Genomic DNA, 20,240 nt, shown 5'->3' on the forward strand with positions numbered 1-20,240 from the left:
GTCGAAAGAGGAAAAGAATGAAACGGCGTCTATTGATTGCATGGATTTTTTTACAACTTTATATGTCCACCCTATCCAAGATGGACGCCATGACCCTAAGAGGGATCCACCTTCTTTTTGTCCTGTCTTTAAGTGGCCTGTTTTTTATAGACCATAAAAAGTTGTCCTATCTCTTTGCTGGCCTGAGCGTCTCGGCCCTGGGGGCCTTTATCTATCTCTACCCCCAACTTTCCCTAACTGGGGGGCGGTTGGACCCTGTCCACCTCTACCTGGGCCTGGCCATTATTCTTTTACTTTTACTTATGGCCTTTAAGGTCAGCCGGGAATTGGCCTATATTTGCCTTTTCTTCCTGTCCTACCTCTGGTGGGGCCAGTGGGTTCCAGGAATCCTAGGTCATGGGGGCTTTTCCCTCTACCGGCTTTGCGACCATATGGTTTGGGGGAGCCAGGGAATCTTTGGCTTGGGGGCCGGGGTTTCCATGAGTTATATTTTCTTGTTTGTCATCTATGGGGCCCTTTTAAAAGAGTCGGGCTTTATCCAAATGATCTATCAATTATCCCATAAGTTTTTAGATCGGAGCCAGGGGGCCTGTGCCAAGATGGCCATCTTGGCCTCGGGGCTCTTGGGGATGATGAACGGGTCTGCTGTGGCCAATGTGGCCACCACGGGAACCTTGACCATTCCCTTGATGAAAAAAAGTGGCTATTCAAGTGAATATGCAGCGGCTGTAGAGTCTGCAGCTTCGACGGGAGGGCAATTTTGTCCTCCCATTATGGGGGCTGTGGGCTTTGTCATGGCAGAGTACTTAAGTATTCCCTATAGCCAGGTCATGGTGGCTGGCGCTCTACCAGCGGCCCTTTACTATGCCAGTCTCTTTATCCAGGTCCACTATGAGGCCAAAAAGACCGGGATCCGAGGGGACATTGCCAGGAAAGACTTTGACCCCTGGGACCTTTTACCCCTCTTGTCCATCCTCTGTCTTATTGTCCTAATGGTCAAGGGCTATACCCCTATTTATAGTGTTCTTTGGGCCATCTTGGTCCTGGTGGTTACTATGCAAGTCCACCCTAGAAGAAACTTCCGGGGGAAGGAGTTATTTGACGGCCTGGAAGAGGGGGGCAGGATGGCCTTGAAAATCAGCCTGTCCTGTATCTTAATCGGCCTCTTAATCGGGTCTGTAACCCTGTCAGGCTTTGGGGTCAACTTTGGCCACCTGGTCCTATCCAAGCTGGCAAGAAATTCCCTAATCCTAGGGGGGATTTTTGTCATGGTCCTCAGTGTGATTTTAGGCATGGGGGTTCCAGGAGTGGCGGCCTATATTATTGTGGCTTCTGTGGCAGTGCCTGTTCTTTTGGAACTAGGAGCTCCAGCCCTGGCGGCTCACATGTTTTGTCTCTACTATGCTGTCTTGTCCAACATCACTCCACCAGTGGCCATCTCTTGCTATATGGCCAGCTCTTTGGCAGGGTCTAACCCTTGGAAGACAGGACTTTTGGCCATTAAAATAGGACTCGTTGGATTTATTCTACCTTTTTTATTTTTATTAAATCCTATTTTACTGGGTCTGGGGTCTTGGGGAGAAGTCTTTCTTCCAGCTGCCTCAGGGGTCTTGGGGACCTTTGCCCTATCTGTATCCCTGAGTGGTTTTTTCAAGACCAACTTGTCCAAGCTGGAGCGGGGCTGCCTATTTATAGCCGGCCTAGGCCTTATGGTGCCTGGCCAAGGATCGGACCTCTTGGGCCTGGGCCTGGGAGCCTTGATCTATGTCAAGCAAATGAGGAGGTGGAAAGTTGAAAAAGCTTAAGATTCTTTGTCTGCTTCTTTTGGCCCTTTTAACTACATCCTGTGGCCAGAAAGAAGAGGTCATCAACATCCCTACAGCAGCTACATCGGGTAACCTCTACCCCTTGGGAGCAGCCCTGGCCAACCTCTACAATGACAAGATTCCAGGAATCAAGGCCTGCAACCAAGCCTCCAATGGGGGACTGGACAACCTCCATTTAATGGAGAGGAAGGAAGTCCAACTGACTTTTGGTGTCAGCAATATTGTCTATGATGCCTATATGGGTCAGGGGCTTTTTCAAGGCCATGCCAACAAGGACCTCCGGGTCATTGCAGGTCTCTACTATAATCCCAACCAAATTGTCGTCCGGGCAGACCGGGGGATTGAAAGTTTGGAAGACTTAAAGGGCCATTCTTTTGCCCCGGGGTCCCATGGGTCTACAACGGAGACTGAATGTCGCAACCACCTGGGACTTTTGGGTCTTGACCCGGACCGAGACCTGAAGGCCCAATACCTGGGTTTTTCAGAAGCTGGGGAAGAAATCCGCAACGGGTCCTTGGACGGGACCTGGATTATGGCCGGGACTCCTACGGCGGCGGTAACAGAGCTTATGACCACTAGCCCTGTTAAGATCCTGTCCTTGGACCCAGACTACCTGGCCCGGATCCAGAAGGACTATCCCTGGTATGCAGACTATACCATTCCAAAGGGGACCTATCCCAAGCAAGACCAAGATGTCCATACAACAGCTATAAAGATGTTAATGTATACAGATAAAGACCTAGATGACCAAGTGGTTTATCAAATGTGCCGGGTTTTTTGGGAAAATATCCAAGACCTTCAAAAGACCATTCCCTCCTTAAAAGAGGTGAAGGTAGACCAGGCCCTGGAAAATATCTCCAATTTGCCTGTCCACCCCGGAGCCATGAACTACTACCAGGAAATCAGCCAAAAAGCCATTGACTCGGAGGAATAGAATGATAAGAATAAAAGAAGTAAGAAGTCAAAAAGACTACCAGGCCTTTGCAGACCTGGCCAAGGACCTCTACCAGGACAACCCCTACTGGGTCCAGCCCATTCGGTCGGACTATTTGAAATACCTACAGGGGCAAAATAATGATTTAAACCTAACTCCCCATAAGCTCTTTTTGGCCTATGAGGACCAAAGGGTCCTGGGACGGGTTTTGGCCTATATTGACCAAGACCTGAACAAGTACCAGGGCGTTCAAGTGGGTTATTTTAGCGAATATGAGGCTGTGGACCGGCAAGATGTAGCCAATGCTCTCTTAGATGCTTGTGTGGATTTTTTTGCTGACCACGATATTGAAATCATACGGGGCCCCAATACCCTGCCTGGTGGGGATGACCACCGGGGCTTTATTATTGATAATTTTCAAGAAGTCCCCTCTATTATGAATACCTATAACCTTCCCTATTATGCCGGACAAATGGAAAGCTACGGTATGGAAAAACACCATGATGTCTTTGCCTATACGGCTGAGAAAAGTGACCTCCAAGCCAAGGTGGACCGTTTAGAAAGGACTATTCCCTTGGTGGAAAAGCGCTATAATTTCCATGTGGACACTGTGGATATTAAGGGTCATCTCAAAAAGGAAAAAGAAGATATTCACCAAATTTTACAAGAAAGCCTCCCTAAGGAATGGGAAGATTTTAAGCCCATTACTAGGGAAGAGATTGACAATATTTTCAACCAGTTGAAGTTTTTTGCCGTGGAAGACCTCATTGCCATTGCCCGGACTGAGGAAGGCCGGCCTATTGGTTTTGCCCTATCCCTACCGGACTACAATGAGCTTTTAATTCGCTTTAAGGGTAAGTTGGGCCCTATCCAACTCTTGGAATTTTTCTTTAAGCGCAAGAAGATAAAAAGGGTCCGGATGTTCGTGCTCTTTGTGGTTCCAGACTACCACCACAAGGGGGTTTCTGCCGCCATCTACTATAAGGTCTTTAAAAATGCGGTAAAATTGGGCTATGAAAAATTAGAAGGGTCCACAATTTGGGACTACAACCAACCTATGATCAATGACATAGAAAAATTTGGAGCAAGGAAGAACATCGTCTACCGGATCTATAAAAAGAAAATAAAAAATTAGGAGAAAAGTCACAGAAAGCTGTGACTTTTTTGTTTGTTTTTAAGGAATAAGGGTACATAAATTACAACGGGTCAATTATAAAGCTCCCGTAATATTTTGTAAGTAGAAAGATTTGAATCAACAAACAACAAGGAGAGGTTTTGCAGGGGAAAAGCTCCTGGAAGTGGGACTGAAATTTATCATAAATTCCAAGGACTATTCTGCAAGAAAACCTTTGACTTAAAAATACTATTATGATAGTATAGTCTCATAGTATAGTATATATTTGTTAGGGTATGATTCAAGAAAAGGAGGCAAACATGTTATTTAAAACTACTGAAAAGCATGAAGAGTTTAGAAAAAAAGTGCGTGAATTCGCAGAAGCTGAAGTAAAACCCATTGCTTTTCAACTCGACCAAAATAACGAATTCCCAGAAGAAATTGTAAAGAAAATGGGATCCGAACTCAACATTATGGGGATTCCATATCCCAAGGAATATGGTGGACTAGGAGAAGATGTTATTTCTTACGCCATTGCCGTAGAAGAATTATCTAGAGTTGACGGTGGTGTAGGGGTTATCTTATCTGCTCACGTTTCCTTAGGTTCCTATCCAATTGAAGCCTTTGGTACTGAAGAACAAAAGAAAAAATATCTAGTACCTCTAGCCAAAGGGGAAAAAATCGGTGCTTTCGGTTTAACAGAACCTGAAGCTGGTAGTGACGCTGGTGGAACTCAAACCACAGCTGTCTTAGAAGGCGACCATTACATCTTAAATGGTGGAAAAATCTTTATCACCAATGCTCCCTATGCAGACACCTATGTTGTCTTTGCTGTAACTCACCCAGGAATTGGTACTCATGGTATTTCTGCCTTTATCGTTGAAAAGGGATGGGAAGGATTTACCTTTGGAGACCACTATGACAAGCTTGGTATCCGTTCATCCTCTACAGCAGAATTGATCTTTAACAATGTGAAGGTTCCAAAGGAAAACTTACTTGGTAAAGAAGGTCAAGGATTCCGGATCGCTATGCAAACTCTTGATGGTGGTCGGATTGGGATTGCCTCTCAAGCATTGGGTATTGCCCAAGGTGCTTATGAAGCTGCCTTAAAATATGCTAAAGAAAGAGTTCAATTTGGTAAGCCAATTGCTGCCCAACAAATCAACTCCTTTAAACTTGCTGAAATGGCTACAAAATTACGGGCTGCTCGCTTCTTAATTTACAGTGCTGCTGAAATGAAACAAAACCATGAAAACTTCAGCATGGAAGCTGCAATGGCCAAGAAATATGCCTCCGACAAGGCTCTTGAAATTGTCAACGATGCTCTACAAATCCATGGTGGTAATGGATACTTGAAGGGTATGGAAGTTGAACGCTTCTACAGAGATGCTAAGATTACAACAATCTATGAAGGAACCAACGAAATCATGGACGTTGTTATTGCATCCAACATTGTTGGTCGCCTAGGAAAATCCTCTCATGCAGGTGGAGCCAAGGCTGCTGCCAAAAAAGATGGTCCTATTACCGGAGAACGTAAAAGAGAAATCATCAAGGCAGACACCCCTCAAGAAGCTGTAGATACCCTAGTTGCTAACCTGAAAAAAGACGGTTATGACTTTACTGTAGGTATTCCAATAGACACTCCAGTTTACGATGCAGAAAGAGTTGTTTCTGTAGGTAAGGGAATTGGTGGAAAAGAAAATCTTCACTATGGAGAAGAATTAGCCAAGGCTGCAGGAGCTGCCCTAGGTGGATCTAGACCTGTTGCAGAAACCTTGAAATTAATGCCCCTAGACCGCTATGTTGGAATGAGTGGTCAAAAGTTCAACGGGAACTTATATATTGCTTGTGGAATCAGTGGAGCAAGCCAACACTTAAAGGGAATTAAAAATGCTTCCACTATTGTTGCCATCAACAAAAACGCTAATGCTCCAATCTTTAAAAACTGTGACTACGGAATTGTTGGAGACATGTTTGAAATCATGCCTTTACTTGCAGAAGCTCTAGGTACTGAAGAAAAAAAGCCAGCACCTCCAATGAAAAAGGTCCGTCGGTCTAAACCAAGAAAATTAGCCCCAAACCATAAAGTCATGGTATGCCCAGGCTGTGGTTACGAATACAAACCTGAAGAAGGGGACTCAGAAGCTGAAATCGATCCAGGAACAAGTTTTGAAAAATTACCTGAAGAATGGACTTGTCCAAACTGTCAAGAAGAAAAACAAAACTTCATTGAAGAAGAATTCCCAGCTGATCGTAAGTAAAAAGGAGGAAGAGTATGTATTGCGTACGCAAGGTACAAGATGACCTATATTATGTTGGTGGAAATGACCACCGTCTAGCGCTTTTTGAAAATATCTTTCCAATTCCAAGAGGGGTTAGCTACAACTCCTACCTTTTGCTAGATGAAAAAACTGTTTTATTCGACTCTGTAGACTGGTCTATTGCCAAAGAATACCTTCGCAATGTTGAAGAAGTTCTAGATGGTCGTGAATTAGACTACATGGTTATCCACCATATGGAACCAGACCATGCAGGAGCCATTGACGAAATTGTTTTACGTTACCCCAATGTAAAAATTGTTTCCAGTGAACAAGGCTTCCAAATCATGCGCCAAATTGGCTACCATGTAAAGGATGAACAAAGCATTATCGTAAAAGAAGGGGACACCATCTCCTTTGGTAAACACGAATTCTTGTTCCTAGAAGCACCCATGGTTCACTGGCCAGAAGTTATCTTAAGCTATGACACCACTACAGGAACTCTCTTCTCTGCAGATGCCTTTGGTAGTTTCGGAGCCCTAGATGGAAAACTCTTTAACGACGAAGTCAACTTTGAAAGAGACTGGTTGGATGATGCTCGTAGATACTACACCAACATTGTTGGTAAGTATGGTCCCTTTGTTGAAGATGTTCTTAAAAAAGCATCTACTGTGGACATTAAGATGATTTGTCCACTTCACGGACCTGTTTGGAGAACGGATATTGCTTGGTTCATCGACAAGTATATCCACTGGGCAACCTACGAACCTGAAGAAGAAGGGGTTATGATTGCCTATGCCTCCATGTATGGAAACACTGAATATGCAGCCCAAGCTCTTGCTTCCGCTCTTTGCGAACGTGGTATGACCAATGTTGTTGTCTATGATGTATCCAATACAGATGTTTCTCAATTAATTTCTGAAACCTTTAGACTTTCTCACCTAGTCTTGGCTTCTGTAACCTACAACTTGGGAATCTATCCAAAGATGAAGAACTTCCTAGTTGACCTTGAAGCCCTAAATGTTCAAAATAGAACTGTTGCCCTTATCGAAAATGGATCTTGGGCATGTACAGTAGGTGACAAGATGGAAGACTATATGGATGAAAACCTTAGAATGTTTGACGTTTTAAATGAACGTGTAACCCTAAACACTTCCTTAAACGAAGCAAACGAAAATGACATGAATGCCCTAGCAGATTCCATTATTGAATCTATGAAAAAAATCAGAGAAATTAAGGAAAAATCTGCTGAATAAAAAAGCAAGATAGCCCACCTCAGGTGGGCTATTTTTATGCCCAAAAGAAGTTTGCTAGGAGAAAGGATTAATTTTTTATAGGGCCTTTTCATCTAACGGCTTATCCTATAAAATAAGATAGGTTAAAATAAACTTGATTTATCAGAAAAGGTCAAGCCTTCTTGTTGGAAAGTTTTTCTTGTGCTATGATAAGTTTAAGTAAAAAGAAAGGGAAACTAAATGCGTAAGTATCGGAAACAAGAACATATAGAAAATTATCTAAGGGCAACATACCAGGGGAATCCTTTATTTAAAGATGTTTTTATAGAACACGATTCCATGCCTGACTTTGCCTATGATGACATTGATACAAAGATGAACTTTATGGGGAAAGAAATAGATTTTCCCTTGATGATCAATGCCATTACTGGGGGCACAGACTTTGCTGAAACCATCAACAAGAACCTGGCTCAACTGGCCAAGGATTTTAATATTCCCATGGCTGTTGGCTCTCAAACCATTGCTCTTGAAGATGACGATGCCATTGAAAGCTTTGCTGTGGTTCGGGAAATTATTGGGCCCCAAGGCTTGATTTTTGCTAACATCAACGGTCTTTTGGGCTTGGAAGAAGCTAAAAGAGCTGCAGACATGATCCAGGCAGATGCCCTACAAATCCACCTAAATCCTGGTCAAGAGTTGATTATGGAAGAAGGGGACCGGGACTTTAAATCCATACGAAAAAACATCAAGGAAATCGTCCAAGGCTTGGATATTCCCGTTATTGTCAAGGAAGTGGGCTTTGGAATGAACTCTAGGGTCATCCAAGACCTCTATGACTTGGGGGTCCGGACCATAGACCTGGCAGGTTTTGGAGGCACGAACTTTTTCGAAGTGGAGAATTTAAGGTACCCTGAAGAGGACTTTTCAGAACTCTTTAACTGGGGCAACCCTACGGCCCTTTGCTTACTTTGGGCTAGAGACATGAAAAAGGATGACCTGACCCTGGTGGGATCAGGGGGAATTCGAGGAGCTGAAGACTGCCTCAAGGCCATGGCCATGGGGGCAGATATCTGTGCCATGTCTGGAGAGCTTTTGAACTACTTGATCCATGGGGGCTATGACTACGCCCATGAATTTTTGGACCAATTGATCCATAAGATGAAGATTCTTATGATGCTGACCAATTGTAGACAAGTCCAAGACATCCACAAACTGTCCTATAGGATAAAGGGAGACCTTAAGGACCTCTATGAGGGCCAGCAATAAATTGGATAAGATAAGAAAAGGATAAAGGTGGCCCAGGTCATCTTTATTTTTTATTTTCAAAATTTTTGTTTGCTTTTTCAAGACAAGAGAGAAAGATTGAAAAATAGACATTTTAAAAAGAAAAATAAATAAAAAAATTTTCAAAAAACCCTTGACACCACATAGGGGGGGTGGGTATAATAGTAGATGAAAGATGAGCAATAACTCATATGAATGTTAACTAATTTATCTAAGGAGGATGTACAATGTTATCTTGTGGAAGTATGAAAAAAGGCGAAATTTACAAATGCCAAGACTGTAGTTTTGAAATCCAAGTAATCAGCGAATGTGATTGCGACCATGACGAACCATGTCAAGACAACCAAGAACAATGCTGTGACTTCACTTGCTGCGGCAAACCAATGGTTCGCAAATAAGATTGCTTGAAAGGGGCCTCTTGAGAGGCCTCTTTTTTTATTGATGACTTTAGTCAGTTGAGCACGCAACGCGTGCGAAACAAAAAACTACCCGCTATGCGGGTAGGAAACAAAAGGTTATACCAAAAAATCACCTCAGCATTATAATAGAGTTGTTCAGACCTAAAATAATGAAGAGGTGACTTAAATGGCTCAAAAGGCAAATTCATTATCACACACAAAGTGGATGTGTAAATATCATATTGTCTTTACACCAAAGTATAGACGAAAAATAGTATTTAATCAATACCGAGACAGTTTGGGAGAAATATTTAGGACATTATGCAAATACAAAGGAGTAGAAATAATAGAAGGACATTTAATGCCAGATCATGTGCATATGTTAGTTAGTATTCCCCCAAAAATATCAGTGTCAAGTTTCATGGGATACTTGAAAGGAAAAAGTGCACTAATGATGTTTGACAAGCATGCAAACCTAAAATACAAATTTGGAAACAGACATTTTTGGGCAGAGGGATATTATGTAAGTACGGTAGGATTGAATGAACAAACAATAGCAAAGTATATAAGAGATCAAGAGCAACACGACATAGCAATGGATAAATTAAGTGTAAAAGAATACGAAGATCCATTCAAAAGAAGATNGGCAGAGGGATATTATGTAAGTACGGTAGGATTGAATGAACAAACAATAGCAAAGTATATAAGAGAGCAAGAGCAACACGACATAGCAATGGATAAATTAAGTGTAAAAGAATACGAAGATCCATTCAAAAGAAGATGAAGTAAAGCCCTTTCAGGGCTAGCTAAAGAGGCAAAAACAATAAGGTTTGAACAAAGTGAAAACCAGCGCCTTGAGACGCTGGTTGGTATTACTCGGGCTTATAGCCCGTGATCAAACCACCCGTTTGACGGGTGGTTATGATTGGAGAAATTTTTCAAAAAATATAGAGTAATTCAAGATATTGAGAGCCTATGTCAAAATGTTATAATATAAATGATTTAAGCTGGGACCCAGATTTGGACCGGGTCCAAGTATATTTAATCCAAGGAGGAGAGTAGAAGTGAAAAAAGATGCTCAAATGCCCAAGTATGGGATGCGGAAATTATCCATCGGTTTTGTTTCTTGTCTTTTAGGGTTGACCCTGGTGGCAGGTCTTGTTCCGAGCCAGGCCTATGCAAGTTCCAAGACGGAGTTAGCAAAGATGACAGAGGTCAAGGAAGACAAGGAGTCCTTTGACCACCGGGTCAAGGAGGCCAAGGAGGCCTTGAAAAAATACATGGATACCCTGGACCCTGCCGTTTTGGACAACCCGGCCATCCACTATGAAAATGACCAGGTCAAGGGCCAAGTCAAAGCAGCAATCCAAAGGGCCAAGGACCTCTTGGCTGATGATAAGATAGACCAGGCCAAGTTGGAAGAAATGGAAAAAATTCCCTTTAAGAATGTCGACGGGAAAAAATCCGGTCTTTTCAGGGACTTTACCCACAAGGCCCTGGTGGACTTTGAAGTTTTAGGAGACAGGGACCAAGAAAACCCCCATAATAAAAAGAAGTATACCGCCTTAAAGGACAATAAGATCTGGATCAAAACCAACTTGAAAGAGGCCAAGAAGATGGGAGAAAGCGACAAGGTCTTCTTGAAGCTCAACTATGTCAAGGACCAAGACTACAAGGATCAAAAGATAGACGCCCTATCTTCCTCTACACCCAAGTACAAGAAGCAAGAGCTTCCTCTTGGGGACTATAGTGTCAAGGCTGTGGACCAAGGCTATGAAATTACCATCCACAAGCTTCCAGAAGCCTGCAAGTTTATCAAGCCCATTGTCATGGTAAAATTGGCCGACAAGACCTATTTTGAAAATGGGGACCTGGTCTTTGCCAGTCTGGAAAAATCTGACCAAAAGGCGGAAAAGGCCAAGTATGAAAAATACATCTATGGCTATGAGGACCAAAGTTTCCGTCCGGAAGGAAAAATTAGCCGGGCTGAAGCGGCATCCATGATTGCCCACCTGGCCGGTTTGGACCTGACAGACCAATCCAAGGCCAACTTTAAGGACACCCCCAGCGCCTGGTACAATGCAGCCATCCATGCCATGGTGAAAAAAGACCTGATGCTGGCAGACAAGGATGGCAATTTCCGTCCCAACGACCCCATTACCCGGGGAGAATTTGCCCGGGCTCTGGCAGGAATTGACAAGAAGTCAGACAAAAAGGCCCCCTTTGCCGACATCAAGGGTCATGAATTTGAAGAAGCCATCAACCAAGCCTATGGCAATGGCCACATTGTAGGCTATCCCGATGGCAGCTTTAAACCCAATGGTCAAATCCAAAGGGCAGAAGCTGTAACCATCCTCAACCACTATGATGGTCGGATTAAGGACCAAAAAGACCTCCTAAAAGAGGCCAAGGACCTGAAGACCTTTAAGGATGTCAAGGAAGGCTACTGGGCCTATGTGCAAGTCGTCTTGGCAGCCAACAGCTTCAAATAAATAAAAATAAATTCATAAAAGAAAGCCCGGACCTTCCGGGCTTTTCTCATAAAAAAGGCAAGACTTGCGTCTTGCCTTTTGTCTTTTAATTGTTGTTATTGTCTCTTTGAGACCTGGACTTTTTCGAGGATTTTCTGGAGTTCTTGTCGTTGTTGTTATTGTTATCAGATCGTTTTTTCCGGTCTTCTTTTTTATCCTTGTCTTCATCCTCATCTTTTGGTTTTGGACGATAGAGTTTGTTGGTATTTTTGGGAGATGTTCCTTCCACAAAAATTTCTGTATAGCCGGCACCGGAAATATACTTGCGGTAGAGGCCATCGGGTTTTTCAAATTCCTTGTCCTCCAGACCTTGGTGGACATCAGTCATAATGGCCCTCCATAGTCGGGCAGCCATTCTAGAATAGTCCCGAAGAGGGGTGTTGTCGTCGTTTCCAATCCAAACACTGCAGGTATAGTAGGGGGTGTAGCCCACAAACCAGGAGTCCCGTTTTCGGTTGGTGGTACCCGTTTTTCCAGCTTCATGGAAACCAGGCAGGTTGGCATAGGTACCTGTACCTCGACGGACGACATCTTCCAAGATATTGGTCAAGATATAGGCATTTTGCTTACTCATGACCTCCTTGGGAGTCCGGTCGGCTTCGTAGAGTTTTTCACCAATACTGCTAGTGATGGAATCTACAAAGGTAGGTTTGATATATTGACCCTGGTTGGCAATGGCAGAAAAACCGCCGGCCATTTCAAGGGGGCTAATCCCATATTTCATTCCACCCAGACAGAGGGCAGAGGGGTTAAAGTCGTTGTATTTTGGATCCTTGTCTGAAAGGACCAGGCTAGTAATTCCAATATTTTGTAAATTATCTACAATCTTTTGCCAGGAGTCATCGTCATTTTGACCGATGCTGCGTCCTACCAGGTAGGAACCTACGTTGGAAGAGTTCACAACAAGCTTTCGAACGGTGGTCCAACCTTGGTAACCGGTGGAGTTTTTAGGAGCATAGGGGGTCCTCCGACTCTTAGAAATGGGAGAGTCGTTATAGGCGTCCCCTGCGGTAATTCCGTTGTTTAAAGCTGTCATATAGACAGAAATAGGCTTGATGGAAGATCCCGGTTGCCGGGGGTTTTTGGCCCGGTTTAGGATATTGTTTCCGGCAATGCCCCGGCCACCAATAAGGGCCCGGACTTGACCGGTGGATTGGTCCAAGATAACCGACCCAACTTGGGGTTGGGGGAGACCATGCTTGTCGGTGTGGTTACCAGCAAAGTAACGGTCCTTACTAACCACGTTTTGGAGTTTATTTTGCATGTCTAGGTCCAGGGATGTGGCAATGTGGAGTCCTCCGTTGTAGAGGAGGTCATTTGCTTCTTCATTGCTATGGCCTTGGGCCTTTAAGATTTCTAAAACTTCGTCCTTGACAGCATCTACATAGTAGGAAGAAAGTCCCTTGGTCTTACGGGTTCCCAGAGCAATTTCAATGGGTTGGCCCATGGCTTGGTCGTACTCTTGGGGAGAGATGTAGCCCAATTGCTTCATCTTGTAAAGGACAACTTCCTGTCTTTCCTTGGACTTGGGGTTAAAAACGGCCTTGCCCATGGTGTATTTGCCAGAGAGGATTTGTGAGTAATCGTAGACGTCAATCTTTTCATTTTCATAAAAATACTTGGCCCATCTTGCTTCGTCTTCTGTAACATCGTGGGGTTCTTTTTGGGGGGTCAAGCTCAATTCAATAGTGGACAAGTCATCTTCTGGACTAATGGCTTCCACAGTAAAGGGAGTGTACTTGGTAGGATACTGGGTAACACCAGCAATCAGGGCCGATTCAGCCAGGCTCAATTCAGAAACATCCTTGTTAAAAAAGGTCTTGGCGGCAGCTTGGACCCCTACAGTTCCCTTAGAATAAGAGGCTGAATTTAAGTATCCCTCTAAAATTTCAGGCTTAGAAAGCTCGTTTTCCAAGCGGTAGGCATTGTAAATATCCTTTAACTTCCGACCAAAGGTCTTGTCGTGGCTGGTATAGAGGTTTTTTGCCAACTGCATGGAAATGGTTGAAGCCCCTTGGTCCAAGGACCGGGTCTTTATATCGTGAATAAGAGCTGAAACAACCCGGCGGAAGTCCACACCGGAGTGCTTATAAAAACGTTCGTCTTCAATGGCCACAGCAGCCTTTTGCATGGACTCGGGAATTTGGGACAGGGGAACGAATTCTAAGTATTCATTTTGGACAAGTCTCTCCACAAGCTGGTCGTCCTTATCGTAAACTCCACTGGTTTCGGAGAGGACTTTTCGATAATTCTTGGGATCGATGTCCGGGGAATCTTTAAGGGTTGAAATGGTATAGGTTGCCAGGATCCCACCTAGACTAACCAGGAGGATACAGACTAATAAAATTAATACCTTTAAAACGCCTAGGAATCCAAATCCTTTGTGGGATTTAGACCTTGAGCGAGATCTTTGACTCATAGAAACCTTCCTTTCATGGTGTGTTTATCTAGAATATTACTTCTATTATAGCATGGATTCCTTGATTTGGTGAGATTTTATGAAAATTAGAAAAGTCTTAAAAATTTTTTCTCCCTGTTTAGGAATGAATCTCCTGGATATAGATAAAATAAGCTGGATATTTTGTTAAAATTTAGATTTAAATCTTGTAATGAAAAAGAAGTATGCTATAATAGCAAAAGATAGAAAAGGAGTCAAAGACATGTTTAAAGGATCAATCACAGATGTTCCAGGAATCAAGGTAGGTCACAGTGAAATCAAAGAAGGCCTAACAGGGGTTACAGTCATCCTTCCCCCGGAAGGAACAGTAGCCGGTGTTGATGTCAGAGGGGCTGCCCCGGGAACCCGGGAAACGGACCTTTTAAAACCGGAAAATACGGTACAAGGAGTCAACGCCATCTTCCTATCTGGTGGATCAGCCTATGGTCTTGCCGTGGGAGATGGAATTATGAAGGCCCTGGAAGAAAAGGGGATTGGTCTGGATGTTGTCGTAGCCCAAGTGCCCATTGTGGCTGGGGCTGTAATTTTTGACTTGACAACTGGCGACCCAAAGATTCGTCCGGGCGCCAAGGAAGGCTACCAAGCCGTGGTCAATGCCAAGGAAGAAACAGCCCAAGGCCTGGTTGGTGCCGGTCTAGGTGCCAGCGTGGGAAAATACAAGGGCCTGGACTATGCCATGAAAAGCGGTTTGGGAACAGCTTCCATGAAGGTAGGAGACCTGGTTGTGGGAGCCCTTGTCATAACCAATGCCTTTGGGGACATCTACGATGCCAGAAACAATGAAAAAATTGCCGGAGCCTATGACCGGGAAAAGAAGTCTTTTATTGACACCCGTCAGGCCCTTTTTAACCAAGAGGGGCAAAATTTCATCGGCGGCAACACCACCATTGCCTGCTTGGCCACCAATGGCAAGTTTAGCAAGGCCCAATGTCAAAAAATCGCTGGCATGGCCCACAATGGCTATGCAAGAAGTATTTTTCCAACCCATACTACAAATGATGGGGATACCATTTTCTGTCTAGCTACAGGTCAAGTGGAGGCAGACGTCTCCTTGGTGGGAGCCATGGCAACAGATGTCATCTCCCAAGCCATTTACAACAGTGTAGCTGTCCATAATTGCGGTGGACTACCCGGAAGGGAGTCCCTAGAATGACCGGCATCTAGAAATAGAGCTGGATCGGAGGTAAAAATGAATCAAGAAAAAAAATCACCAGCCAATCAAAAAAGCGCGACTCGGCGCCTTGTGATTGTAGCCATGTTAGGGGCCATCACCTTTGTTTTAGGCCTAACCCCCCTGGGATTTGTCCCTATTGGACCCTTAAATGCAACAACCATGCACATCCCAGTTATTATTGGAGCCGTGCTAGAAGGACCCCTGGTAGGAGCCCTAGTTGGTCTAATCTTTGGTCTATCTAGTTTGTTTAATGCCATTACTAGACCAACAGCCATTAGCTTTTGCTTTTACAATCCCTTAATTTCCATTGTACCCAGGATACTTCTTGGACTTATTGCTGGTTATTTATTTAAATTTTTAAAAGATAAAGACTCTCACACCACCAAAACAGTGGTTCAAGTGGGATGGGTTGCAATTATTGCCTTTTTACTCTACGGCCTTTACCGGTCTTTAGTACCAGAAGTAAAAGTTTATTCAGCCATCTTTAATGGAATCCTATCCATTGTGAGTCTTGTTTTATTCTTCTATCTAAAGAAATACGATGAAAAGAACTTTGCTGTAATGGTCAGTGCCTTTGTCGCCACCATTATGCATACCATCATGGTTATGGGAGGAATCTACATCTTCTTTGCAGAAAGATTCCTAGCAGCCCTTAAGCCAGATGCATCCCTAGATATGGCCCGGAAGGTTATTTTTTCCTTTATCTTTACCAGTGGGGTGCCAGAAGCAATTATCGCAGTCATCATTACAGCTGCCGTGGCCAATGCTGTAAGAGAAAGGATTAAAAACTAAATGTTATTAGTGATTGATGTAGGAAATACCAATATCGTTTTTGGTGTCTACAAGGAAGAGGAACTGATCCACGACTGGCGGATCTCCAGTGACAAAAATAAAAGTAGTGACGAATATGGCCTACTTTTCCAACAAATTTTAGCCAACCGGGAAATTACACCGGAAATGATTGACGATGTCATTATTTCCTCTGTTGTCCCCAACCTCATGCACACCCTGCCCAATATGATTGTAAAGTACTTCCATAAGGATCCTATCGTTGTGGAGGCCGGGATTAAAACAGGTTTAAACATCTGTTATGACAACCCTAAGGAGGTAGGGGCAGACCGGATTGTCAATGCAGTGGGAGCCCTAGAAAAATACGGCGGCCCTTTGATTGTCATTGACATTGGAACCGCCATTACTTTTTGCGTCATCAATGAAAAACGCCAATACCTGGGGGGTCTAATCCTGCCGGGAATCGGCATCAGTGCCGACGCCCTCTTTATGCGGACATCCAAGCTGCCAAAGATTGAAATTGTAGAACCCTCCAAGGTTATTGCCAGGACTACGGTGACCAGTATGCAGTCAGGTCTCTATTTTGGATTTTCAAGTATGATAGATGGAATCATTGAAGCCATCCTAGAAGAATCTCAAAAAAAGGCCCAAGACGTAAATATTGTTGCAACAGGAGGCTTTGCCACCATGTTGGTAAGTCATAGTAAGTATGACATCCTTATTGATCGCTATCTAACCCTGGATGGTTTACGCATTGTCTATGACATGAACCATTAACAAGAGCCTCCCGCTAAGCGGGAGGTTTTTTAGAAAGGATACCATGAACTTATACTTAGCACCCCTGGCTGGCTATACAGACCCCTGCTACCGGTCCATTGTAGACCGCTTCCAGCCCAAGGGGATGGTGACGGAAATGGTCAGTATGCGGGCCCTCTACTACAAGGACAAAAAAACCCTAAAGATGCTGACCCCTCCTCAGGAAAAAAATACAATTTTACAAATTTTTGGAGATGACCCCCAGATCATGGAGACCTGCGTCAGGGAATATTTAAACCACCTGCCGGGTTTTGTGGCCTTTGAAATCAACATGGGCTGTCCGGCTCCTAAGATTGTCAAGTCCCGGTCTGGATCTGGCCTCTTGCTGGACCAAGACCGGGCCCAGGAAATCATCCAAAGGGTCAAGGAAGCCGCCAACCGTCCGGTGGGGGTCAAGACCCGTAAGGGCTTTCATGACGACGAATTGGGCATGGACCTGGCCCTGAGGGCCCAGGAAGCCGGGGCGGACTACCTGGTTATCCACGGCCGAACTCGGGACATGTACTATGAGGGAAAAAGTGACTGGGACTTCATCCATAGGCTGGCCAAGAATGTAAAGATTCCCGTCTATGGAAATGGGGATATTTTTACCATCCAAGAGGCCCAGGACCGGCTGGCCTCCAAGGACCTGGCTGGAGTCTATATTGGCCGAGGAGCCATTGGCAACCCCTGGATCTTCCAGGGCATCCAACCCAGCCTAGAGGAAAGAATCCAGGTCATGATGGACCACCTGGACAAGGCTTTGGCCTATTATGGACAAAGGCAGGGGATTTTGGAAATGCGCAAGCACCTTTTGGCCTATATGAAGGGCTTGGAGTCTTGCAAGGAGGTCAAGCTGGCCCTGGTCCAGGCCAAGACAAGGGAGGAAGTAAAAGAAATCCTAGTAAAATACCAGGAAGACAGGATGCAATCTTGACATTTTCCCCTTTATTAGCTATAATAATTCACATTATTAAAGCAAGAGAAGAGTCTTGCTTAGGTTAGGAGAGAAGAATGGATAAGGACATATTTTTTACCCCAGAAGGGTTAGATAAGATTGAAAAAGAAATTGAATATTTAAAAACAGTTCGCCGTAAAGAAGTGGCAGAAAGAATTCGTGTTGCCTTGGGTTACGGAGACCTATCAGAAAACTCAGAATACGATGAGGCTAAAAATGAACAAGCCCATGTAGAAGAAAGAATTGCCAAGTTGGAAAACATGGTTAGAAATGCCCGGGTTGTTGAAGAAGATGAAATCGACAAGGACACTGTTGGCGTTGGAACCCATGTCAAGGTCAAGGATAAAAAATCCGGCGAAGAAGATATCTTTGATATTGTAGGTTCAGCCGAAGCCGACCCCTTGGAAGGAAAAATTTCCAATGAAAGCCCTGTAGGGGCAGCCTTAATTGGCTGCAAAATTGGCGATGTAGCAGAAGTTGAAGTACCAGATGGAGTGATTCACTACGAAGTGGTTGAAATTTCACTCTAAGGCCAGGAGGTAGAAAAGTGGAAAATTTAAATGAAATGCGACTCATGCGGCGTCAAAAGTTACAAGAACTTCAAGACGCAGGAAAGAACCCCTTTGTTCATGAAAAATACGATGTAAAAGAGTATTCCACAGACATCAAAGACAATTACTCAGACTATGAAGGCAAGAAAGTCTCTGTGGCAGGACGGGTCATGAGTAAACGGGGACATGGAAAGATTATGTTCTTAGACCTTCAAGACATGAAGGGCAAAATCCAACTTTTCGCCCGAAAAGACGTCCTGGGAGAGGACTATGAAGATGTAAAGACCTGGGACATTGGAGATATTGTCGGTATCAAGGGGGAAGTCTTTACCACCAAGGCCGGAGAAGTTTCCATCCGGGTGACTCAAGCCGTCCTCTTAAGTAAGAGTCTACAAATTTTACCTGAAAAGTTCCACGGCCTCAAGGATACAGACCTCCGCTACCGTCAACGCTATGTGGACCTCATTGTAAATCCTGAAAACAAGGAAATTTTCATTAAACGGTCCAAGATTATCAAGGCCATCCGCCGCTTTTTAGATGACCTGGGCTATTTGGAAGTGGACACCCCCATCCTGGGAACCGTGGCTGGTGGAGCCAATGCCCGTCCCTTCTTAACCCACCACAATGCCTTGGATATTGACATGCAAATGCGGATTGCCAACGAACTTTTCTTAAAACGCCTCATTGTCGGTGGTTTTGACAAGGTCTATGAAATGGGTAAGATGTTCCGAAACGAAGGTATCGACACCCGTCACAATCCAGAGTTTACTAATATTGAACTCTACCAAGCCTATACTGATTATGAAGAAATGATGCGGATTACAGAAAACATGTTTGCCTATGTAGCCCAAGAAGTATTGGGAACAGCCAAGATCAACTACCAAGGTGTGGACATTGACTTGACCCCTCCTTGGAGACGGATCACCATGCATGATGCCGTAAAAGAATACGCCGGTATTGACTTTGACCAAGTAAAGACAGACCAAGAAGCCTTGGAATTGGCCAAGGAAAAGGGATTAAAACCCGAAGCCTTCTGGACCAAGGGCCACGTTTTAAGTGAACTCTTTGAAGAATACTGTGAAGAAAAACTGGTTCAACCAACCTTTGTCATTGGTCATCCAGTGGAAATTTCTCCTCTTTCCAAGAGAAATCCCGACCATCCAGAAATTACCCAACGCTTTGAAGCCTTTATCAATACTTGGGAATTTGCCAATGCCTTCTCAGAATTAAACGACCCCATTGACCAAAAGGGACGTTTTGAAAAGCAATTGGAAGACAAGGAAGAAGGAGACGACGAAGCCCATCCCATGGACTACGACTTCATCAATGCCCTAGAAGTAGGACTTCCTCCCACAGGCGGCCTGGGAATTGGCGTAGACCGGATGATTATGCTCTTAACAGACCAAGCCAGCATCCGAGATATTATCCTCTTCCCAACCATGAAGCCCCTAGAAGGAGAAACAGAAGTCAAGGCCACAAGTCCCAAGGAAGATAAGGAAGAAGCCGCTCCTGTCAAGGACCTGGACCTTTCTAAGATTCAAATCGAACCCCTCTTCCAAGAAGAAGTGGACTTTGACACCTTCTCAAAATCAGACTTTAGGGTTGTCAAGGTAAAAGAATGTGTAGAAGTACCCAAGTCCAAGAAACTCTTGAAGTTCACCCTGGACGATGGTAGCGGCCAAGACAGGATTATCCTGTCCGGCATTAAAAACTTCTATACAGCCGAAGAATTGGTAGGTAAAAACCTCTTGGCTATTACAAACCTACCAGCTCGCAAGATGATGGGAGAAGAATCCTGTGGTATGCTCCTATCAGCCATTTGCGAGTACGACGGAGAAGAAAAACTTAACTTAATAATGTTGGATGATAATATTCCAGCAGGATCAAAATTATATTAAAGAACACGCTAATTATTAAACTGGGATTTGTAATGAA

Annotated in this window: 15 protein-coding genes and 2 pseudogenes; 16 read left to right on the forward strand and 1 reads right to left on the reverse strand. The window is 44.1% G+C overall.

All coding sequences use genetic code 11. The features are described from left to right. The first annotated feature begins 17 nt into the window (after positions 1-17). The 10 genes and pseudogenes from CS898_RS06190 to CS898_RS09835 all read left to right on the forward strand — a co-directional run bounded on the left by CS898_RS06190 (position 18) and on the right by CS898_RS09835 (position 11,541). The gene (locus tag CS898_RS06190; protein ID WP_099208494.1) at positions 18-1,805 is read left to right on the forward strand and encodes a TRAP transporter permease; all 1,788 of its coding nucleotides are present in this window, start codon (positions 18-20) and stop codon (positions 1,803-1,805) included. Then, the gene (locus tag CS898_RS06195; RefSeq protein ID WP_099208495.1) at positions 1,792-2,760 is read left to right on the forward strand and encodes a TAXI family TRAP transporter solute-binding subunit; all 969 of its coding nucleotides are present in this window, start codon (positions 1,792-1,794) and stop codon (positions 2,758-2,760) included. The genes CS898_RS06190 and CS898_RS06195 overlap by 14 nt, the downstream gene beginning before the upstream one ends. A 1-nt stretch (position 2,761) precedes the next feature. Further along, positions 2,762-3,895, forward strand: a complete 1,134-nt coding sequence (locus CS898_RS06200) for a GNAT family N-acetyltransferase (RefSeq protein WP_099208496.1) — start codon at positions 2,762-2,764, stop codon at positions 3,893-3,895. 299 nt (positions 3,896-4,194) lie between these two features. Beyond that, positions 4,195-6,135, forward strand: coding sequence for an acyl-CoA dehydrogenase family protein (locus CS898_RS06205; RefSeq protein WP_099208497.1), 1,941 nt, complete (start codon positions 4,195-4,197; stop codon positions 6,133-6,135). A gap of 14 nt (positions 6,136-6,149) precedes the next feature. Next, positions 6,150-7,388, forward strand: a complete 1,239-nt coding sequence (locus tag CS898_RS06210) for an FprA family A-type flavoprotein (RefSeq protein WP_099208498.1) — start codon at positions 6,150-6,152, stop codon at positions 7,386-7,388. A 219-nt stretch (positions 7,389-7,607) separates the two neighbouring features. Then, on the forward strand, positions 7,608-8,633 hold the full coding sequence (gene fni, locus CS898_RS06215; RefSeq protein WP_099208499.1) for a type 2 isopentenyl-diphosphate Delta-isomerase: 1,026 nt from the start codon (positions 7,608-7,610) through the stop codon (positions 8,631-8,633). Between the two features lie 245 nt (positions 8,634-8,878). Further along, the gene (locus CS898_RS09895; protein WP_176605805.1) at positions 8,879-9,049 is read left to right on the forward strand and encodes a hypothetical protein; all 171 of its coding nucleotides are present in this window, start codon (positions 8,879-8,881) and stop codon (positions 9,047-9,049) included. 187 nt (positions 9,050-9,236) lie between these two features. Continuing rightward, positions 9,237-9,686, forward strand: a pseudogene (tnpA, locus tag CS898_RS06220) (IS200/IS605 family transposase); the annotation flags it as partial. Positions 9,687-9,692: 6 nt separating this feature from the next. Next, positions 9,693-9,833 (forward strand): annotated as a pseudogene (locus CS898_RS10230) (IS200/IS605 family transposase); the annotation flags it as partial. A 280-nt stretch (positions 9,834-10,113) separates the two neighbouring features. Then, a complete protein-coding gene (locus CS898_RS09835) occupies positions 10,114-11,541 on the forward strand; it encodes an S-layer homology domain-containing protein (protein ID WP_159459136.1) in 1,428 nt (475 codons plus the stop codon). An 85-nt stretch (positions 11,542-11,626) separates the two neighbouring features. Here CS898_RS09835 and CS898_RS06235 read toward each other — a convergent pair whose 3' ends face one another. Continuing rightward, the gene (locus tag CS898_RS06235; RefSeq protein ID WP_099208500.1) at positions 11,627-13,999 is read right to left on the reverse strand and encodes a transglycosylase domain-containing protein; all 2,373 of its coding nucleotides are present in this window, start codon (positions 13,997-13,999) and stop codon (positions 11,627-11,629) included. A gap of 241 nt (positions 14,000-14,240) precedes the next feature. Between CS898_RS06235 and CS898_RS06240 the strand changes: the two genes are divergently transcribed. The 6 genes from CS898_RS06240 to lysS all read left to right on the forward strand — a co-directional run bounded on the left by CS898_RS06240 (position 14,241) and on the right by lysS (position 20,203). Further along, positions 14,241-15,191 carry a P1 family peptidase gene (locus tag CS898_RS06240; protein ID WP_200807617.1) on the forward strand — a complete coding sequence of 317 codons (951 nt, stop codon included), beginning with the start codon at positions 14,241-14,243 and terminating at the stop codon, positions 15,189-15,191. 36 nt (positions 15,192-15,227) lie between these two features. Then, the gene (locus CS898_RS06245; protein WP_009430334.1) at positions 15,228-16,004 is read left to right on the forward strand and encodes an ECF transporter S component; all 777 of its coding nucleotides are present in this window, start codon (positions 15,228-15,230) and stop codon (positions 16,002-16,004) included. Then, positions 16,005-16,778 (forward strand): type III pantothenate kinase, encoded by a 774-nt coding sequence (locus CS898_RS06250; RefSeq protein ID WP_099208502.1) that lies wholly within the window; start codon positions 16,005-16,007, stop codon positions 16,776-16,778. A gap of 43 nt (positions 16,779-16,821) precedes the next feature. After that, the gene (locus tag CS898_RS06255; protein ID WP_099208503.1) at positions 16,822-17,733 is read left to right on the forward strand and encodes a tRNA dihydrouridine synthase; all 912 of its coding nucleotides are present in this window, start codon (positions 16,822-16,824) and stop codon (positions 17,731-17,733) included. Positions 17,734-17,810: 77 nt separating this feature from the next. Then, entirely contained in the window at positions 17,811-18,284 is a 474-nt protein-coding gene (greA, locus tag CS898_RS06260) for a transcription elongation factor GreA (RefSeq protein ID WP_009430161.1), read from the forward strand. Between the two features lie 35 nt (positions 18,285-18,319). Beyond that, positions 18,320-20,203: a lysine--tRNA ligase gene (gene lysS, locus CS898_RS06265; RefSeq protein WP_200807619.1), complete on the forward strand. Its 1,884-nt coding sequence runs from the start codon at positions 18,320-18,322 to the stop codon at positions 20,201-20,203. The last annotated feature ends 37 nt before the right edge of the window (positions 20,204-20,240 follow it).

The organism is Urinicoccus timonensis (genome assembly GCF_900232945.1).
Classification (GTDB): domain Bacteria; phylum Bacillota; class Clostridia; order Tissierellales; family Peptoniphilaceae; genus Urinicoccus; species Urinicoccus timonensis.

What these genes read in the sequence shown, in the direction of transcription:
- CS898_RS06235 (WP_099208500.1), bottom strand. Translation starts at nt 13,999, where the DNA reads ATGAGTCAAAGATCTCGCTCAAGGTCTAAATCCCACAAAGGATTTGGA.
- CS898_RS06210 (WP_099208498.1), top strand. Translation starts at nt 6,150, where the DNA reads ATGTATTGCGTACGCAAGGTACAAGATGACCTATATTATGTTGGTGGA.
- CS898_RS06245 (WP_009430334.1), top strand. Translation starts at nt 15,228, where the DNA reads ATGAATCAAGAAAAAAAATCACCAGCCAATCAAAAAAGCGCGACTCGG.
- lysS (WP_200807619.1), top strand. Translation starts at nt 18,320, where the DNA reads ATGCGACTCATGCGGCGTCAAAAGTTACAAGAACTTCAAGACGCAGGA.
- fni (WP_099208499.1), top strand. Translation starts at nt 7,608, where the DNA reads ATGCGTAAGTATCGGAAACAAGAACATATAGAAAATTATCTAAGGGCA.
- CS898_RS06240 (WP_200807617.1), top strand. Translation starts at nt 14,241, where the DNA reads ATGTTTAAAGGATCAATCACAGATGTTCCAGGAATCAAGGTAGGTCAC.
- CS898_RS06190 (WP_099208494.1), top strand. Translation starts at nt 18, where the DNA reads ATGAAACGGCGTCTATTGATTGCATGGATTTTTTTACAACTTTATATG.
- CS898_RS06250 (WP_099208502.1), top strand. Translation starts at nt 16,005, where the DNA reads ATGTTATTAGTGATTGATGTAGGAAATACCAATATCGTTTTTGGTGTC.
- CS898_RS06200 (WP_099208496.1), top strand. Translation starts at nt 2,762, where the DNA reads ATGATAAGAATAAAAGAAGTAAGAAGTCAAAAAGACTACCAGGCCTTT.
- CS898_RS06205 (WP_099208497.1), top strand. Translation starts at nt 4,195, where the DNA reads ATGTTATTTAAAACTACTGAAAAGCATGAAGAGTTTAGAAAAAAAGTG.
- CS898_RS09895 (WP_176605805.1), top strand. Translation starts at nt 8,879, where the DNA reads ATGTTATCTTGTGGAAGTATGAAAAAAGGCGAAATTTACAAATGCCAA.
- greA (WP_009430161.1), top strand. Translation starts at nt 17,811, where the DNA reads ATGGATAAGGACATATTTTTTACCCCAGAAGGGTTAGATAAGATTGAA.
- CS898_RS06255 (WP_099208503.1), top strand. Translation starts at nt 16,822, where the DNA reads ATGAACTTATACTTAGCACCCCTGGCTGGCTATACAGACCCCTGCTAC.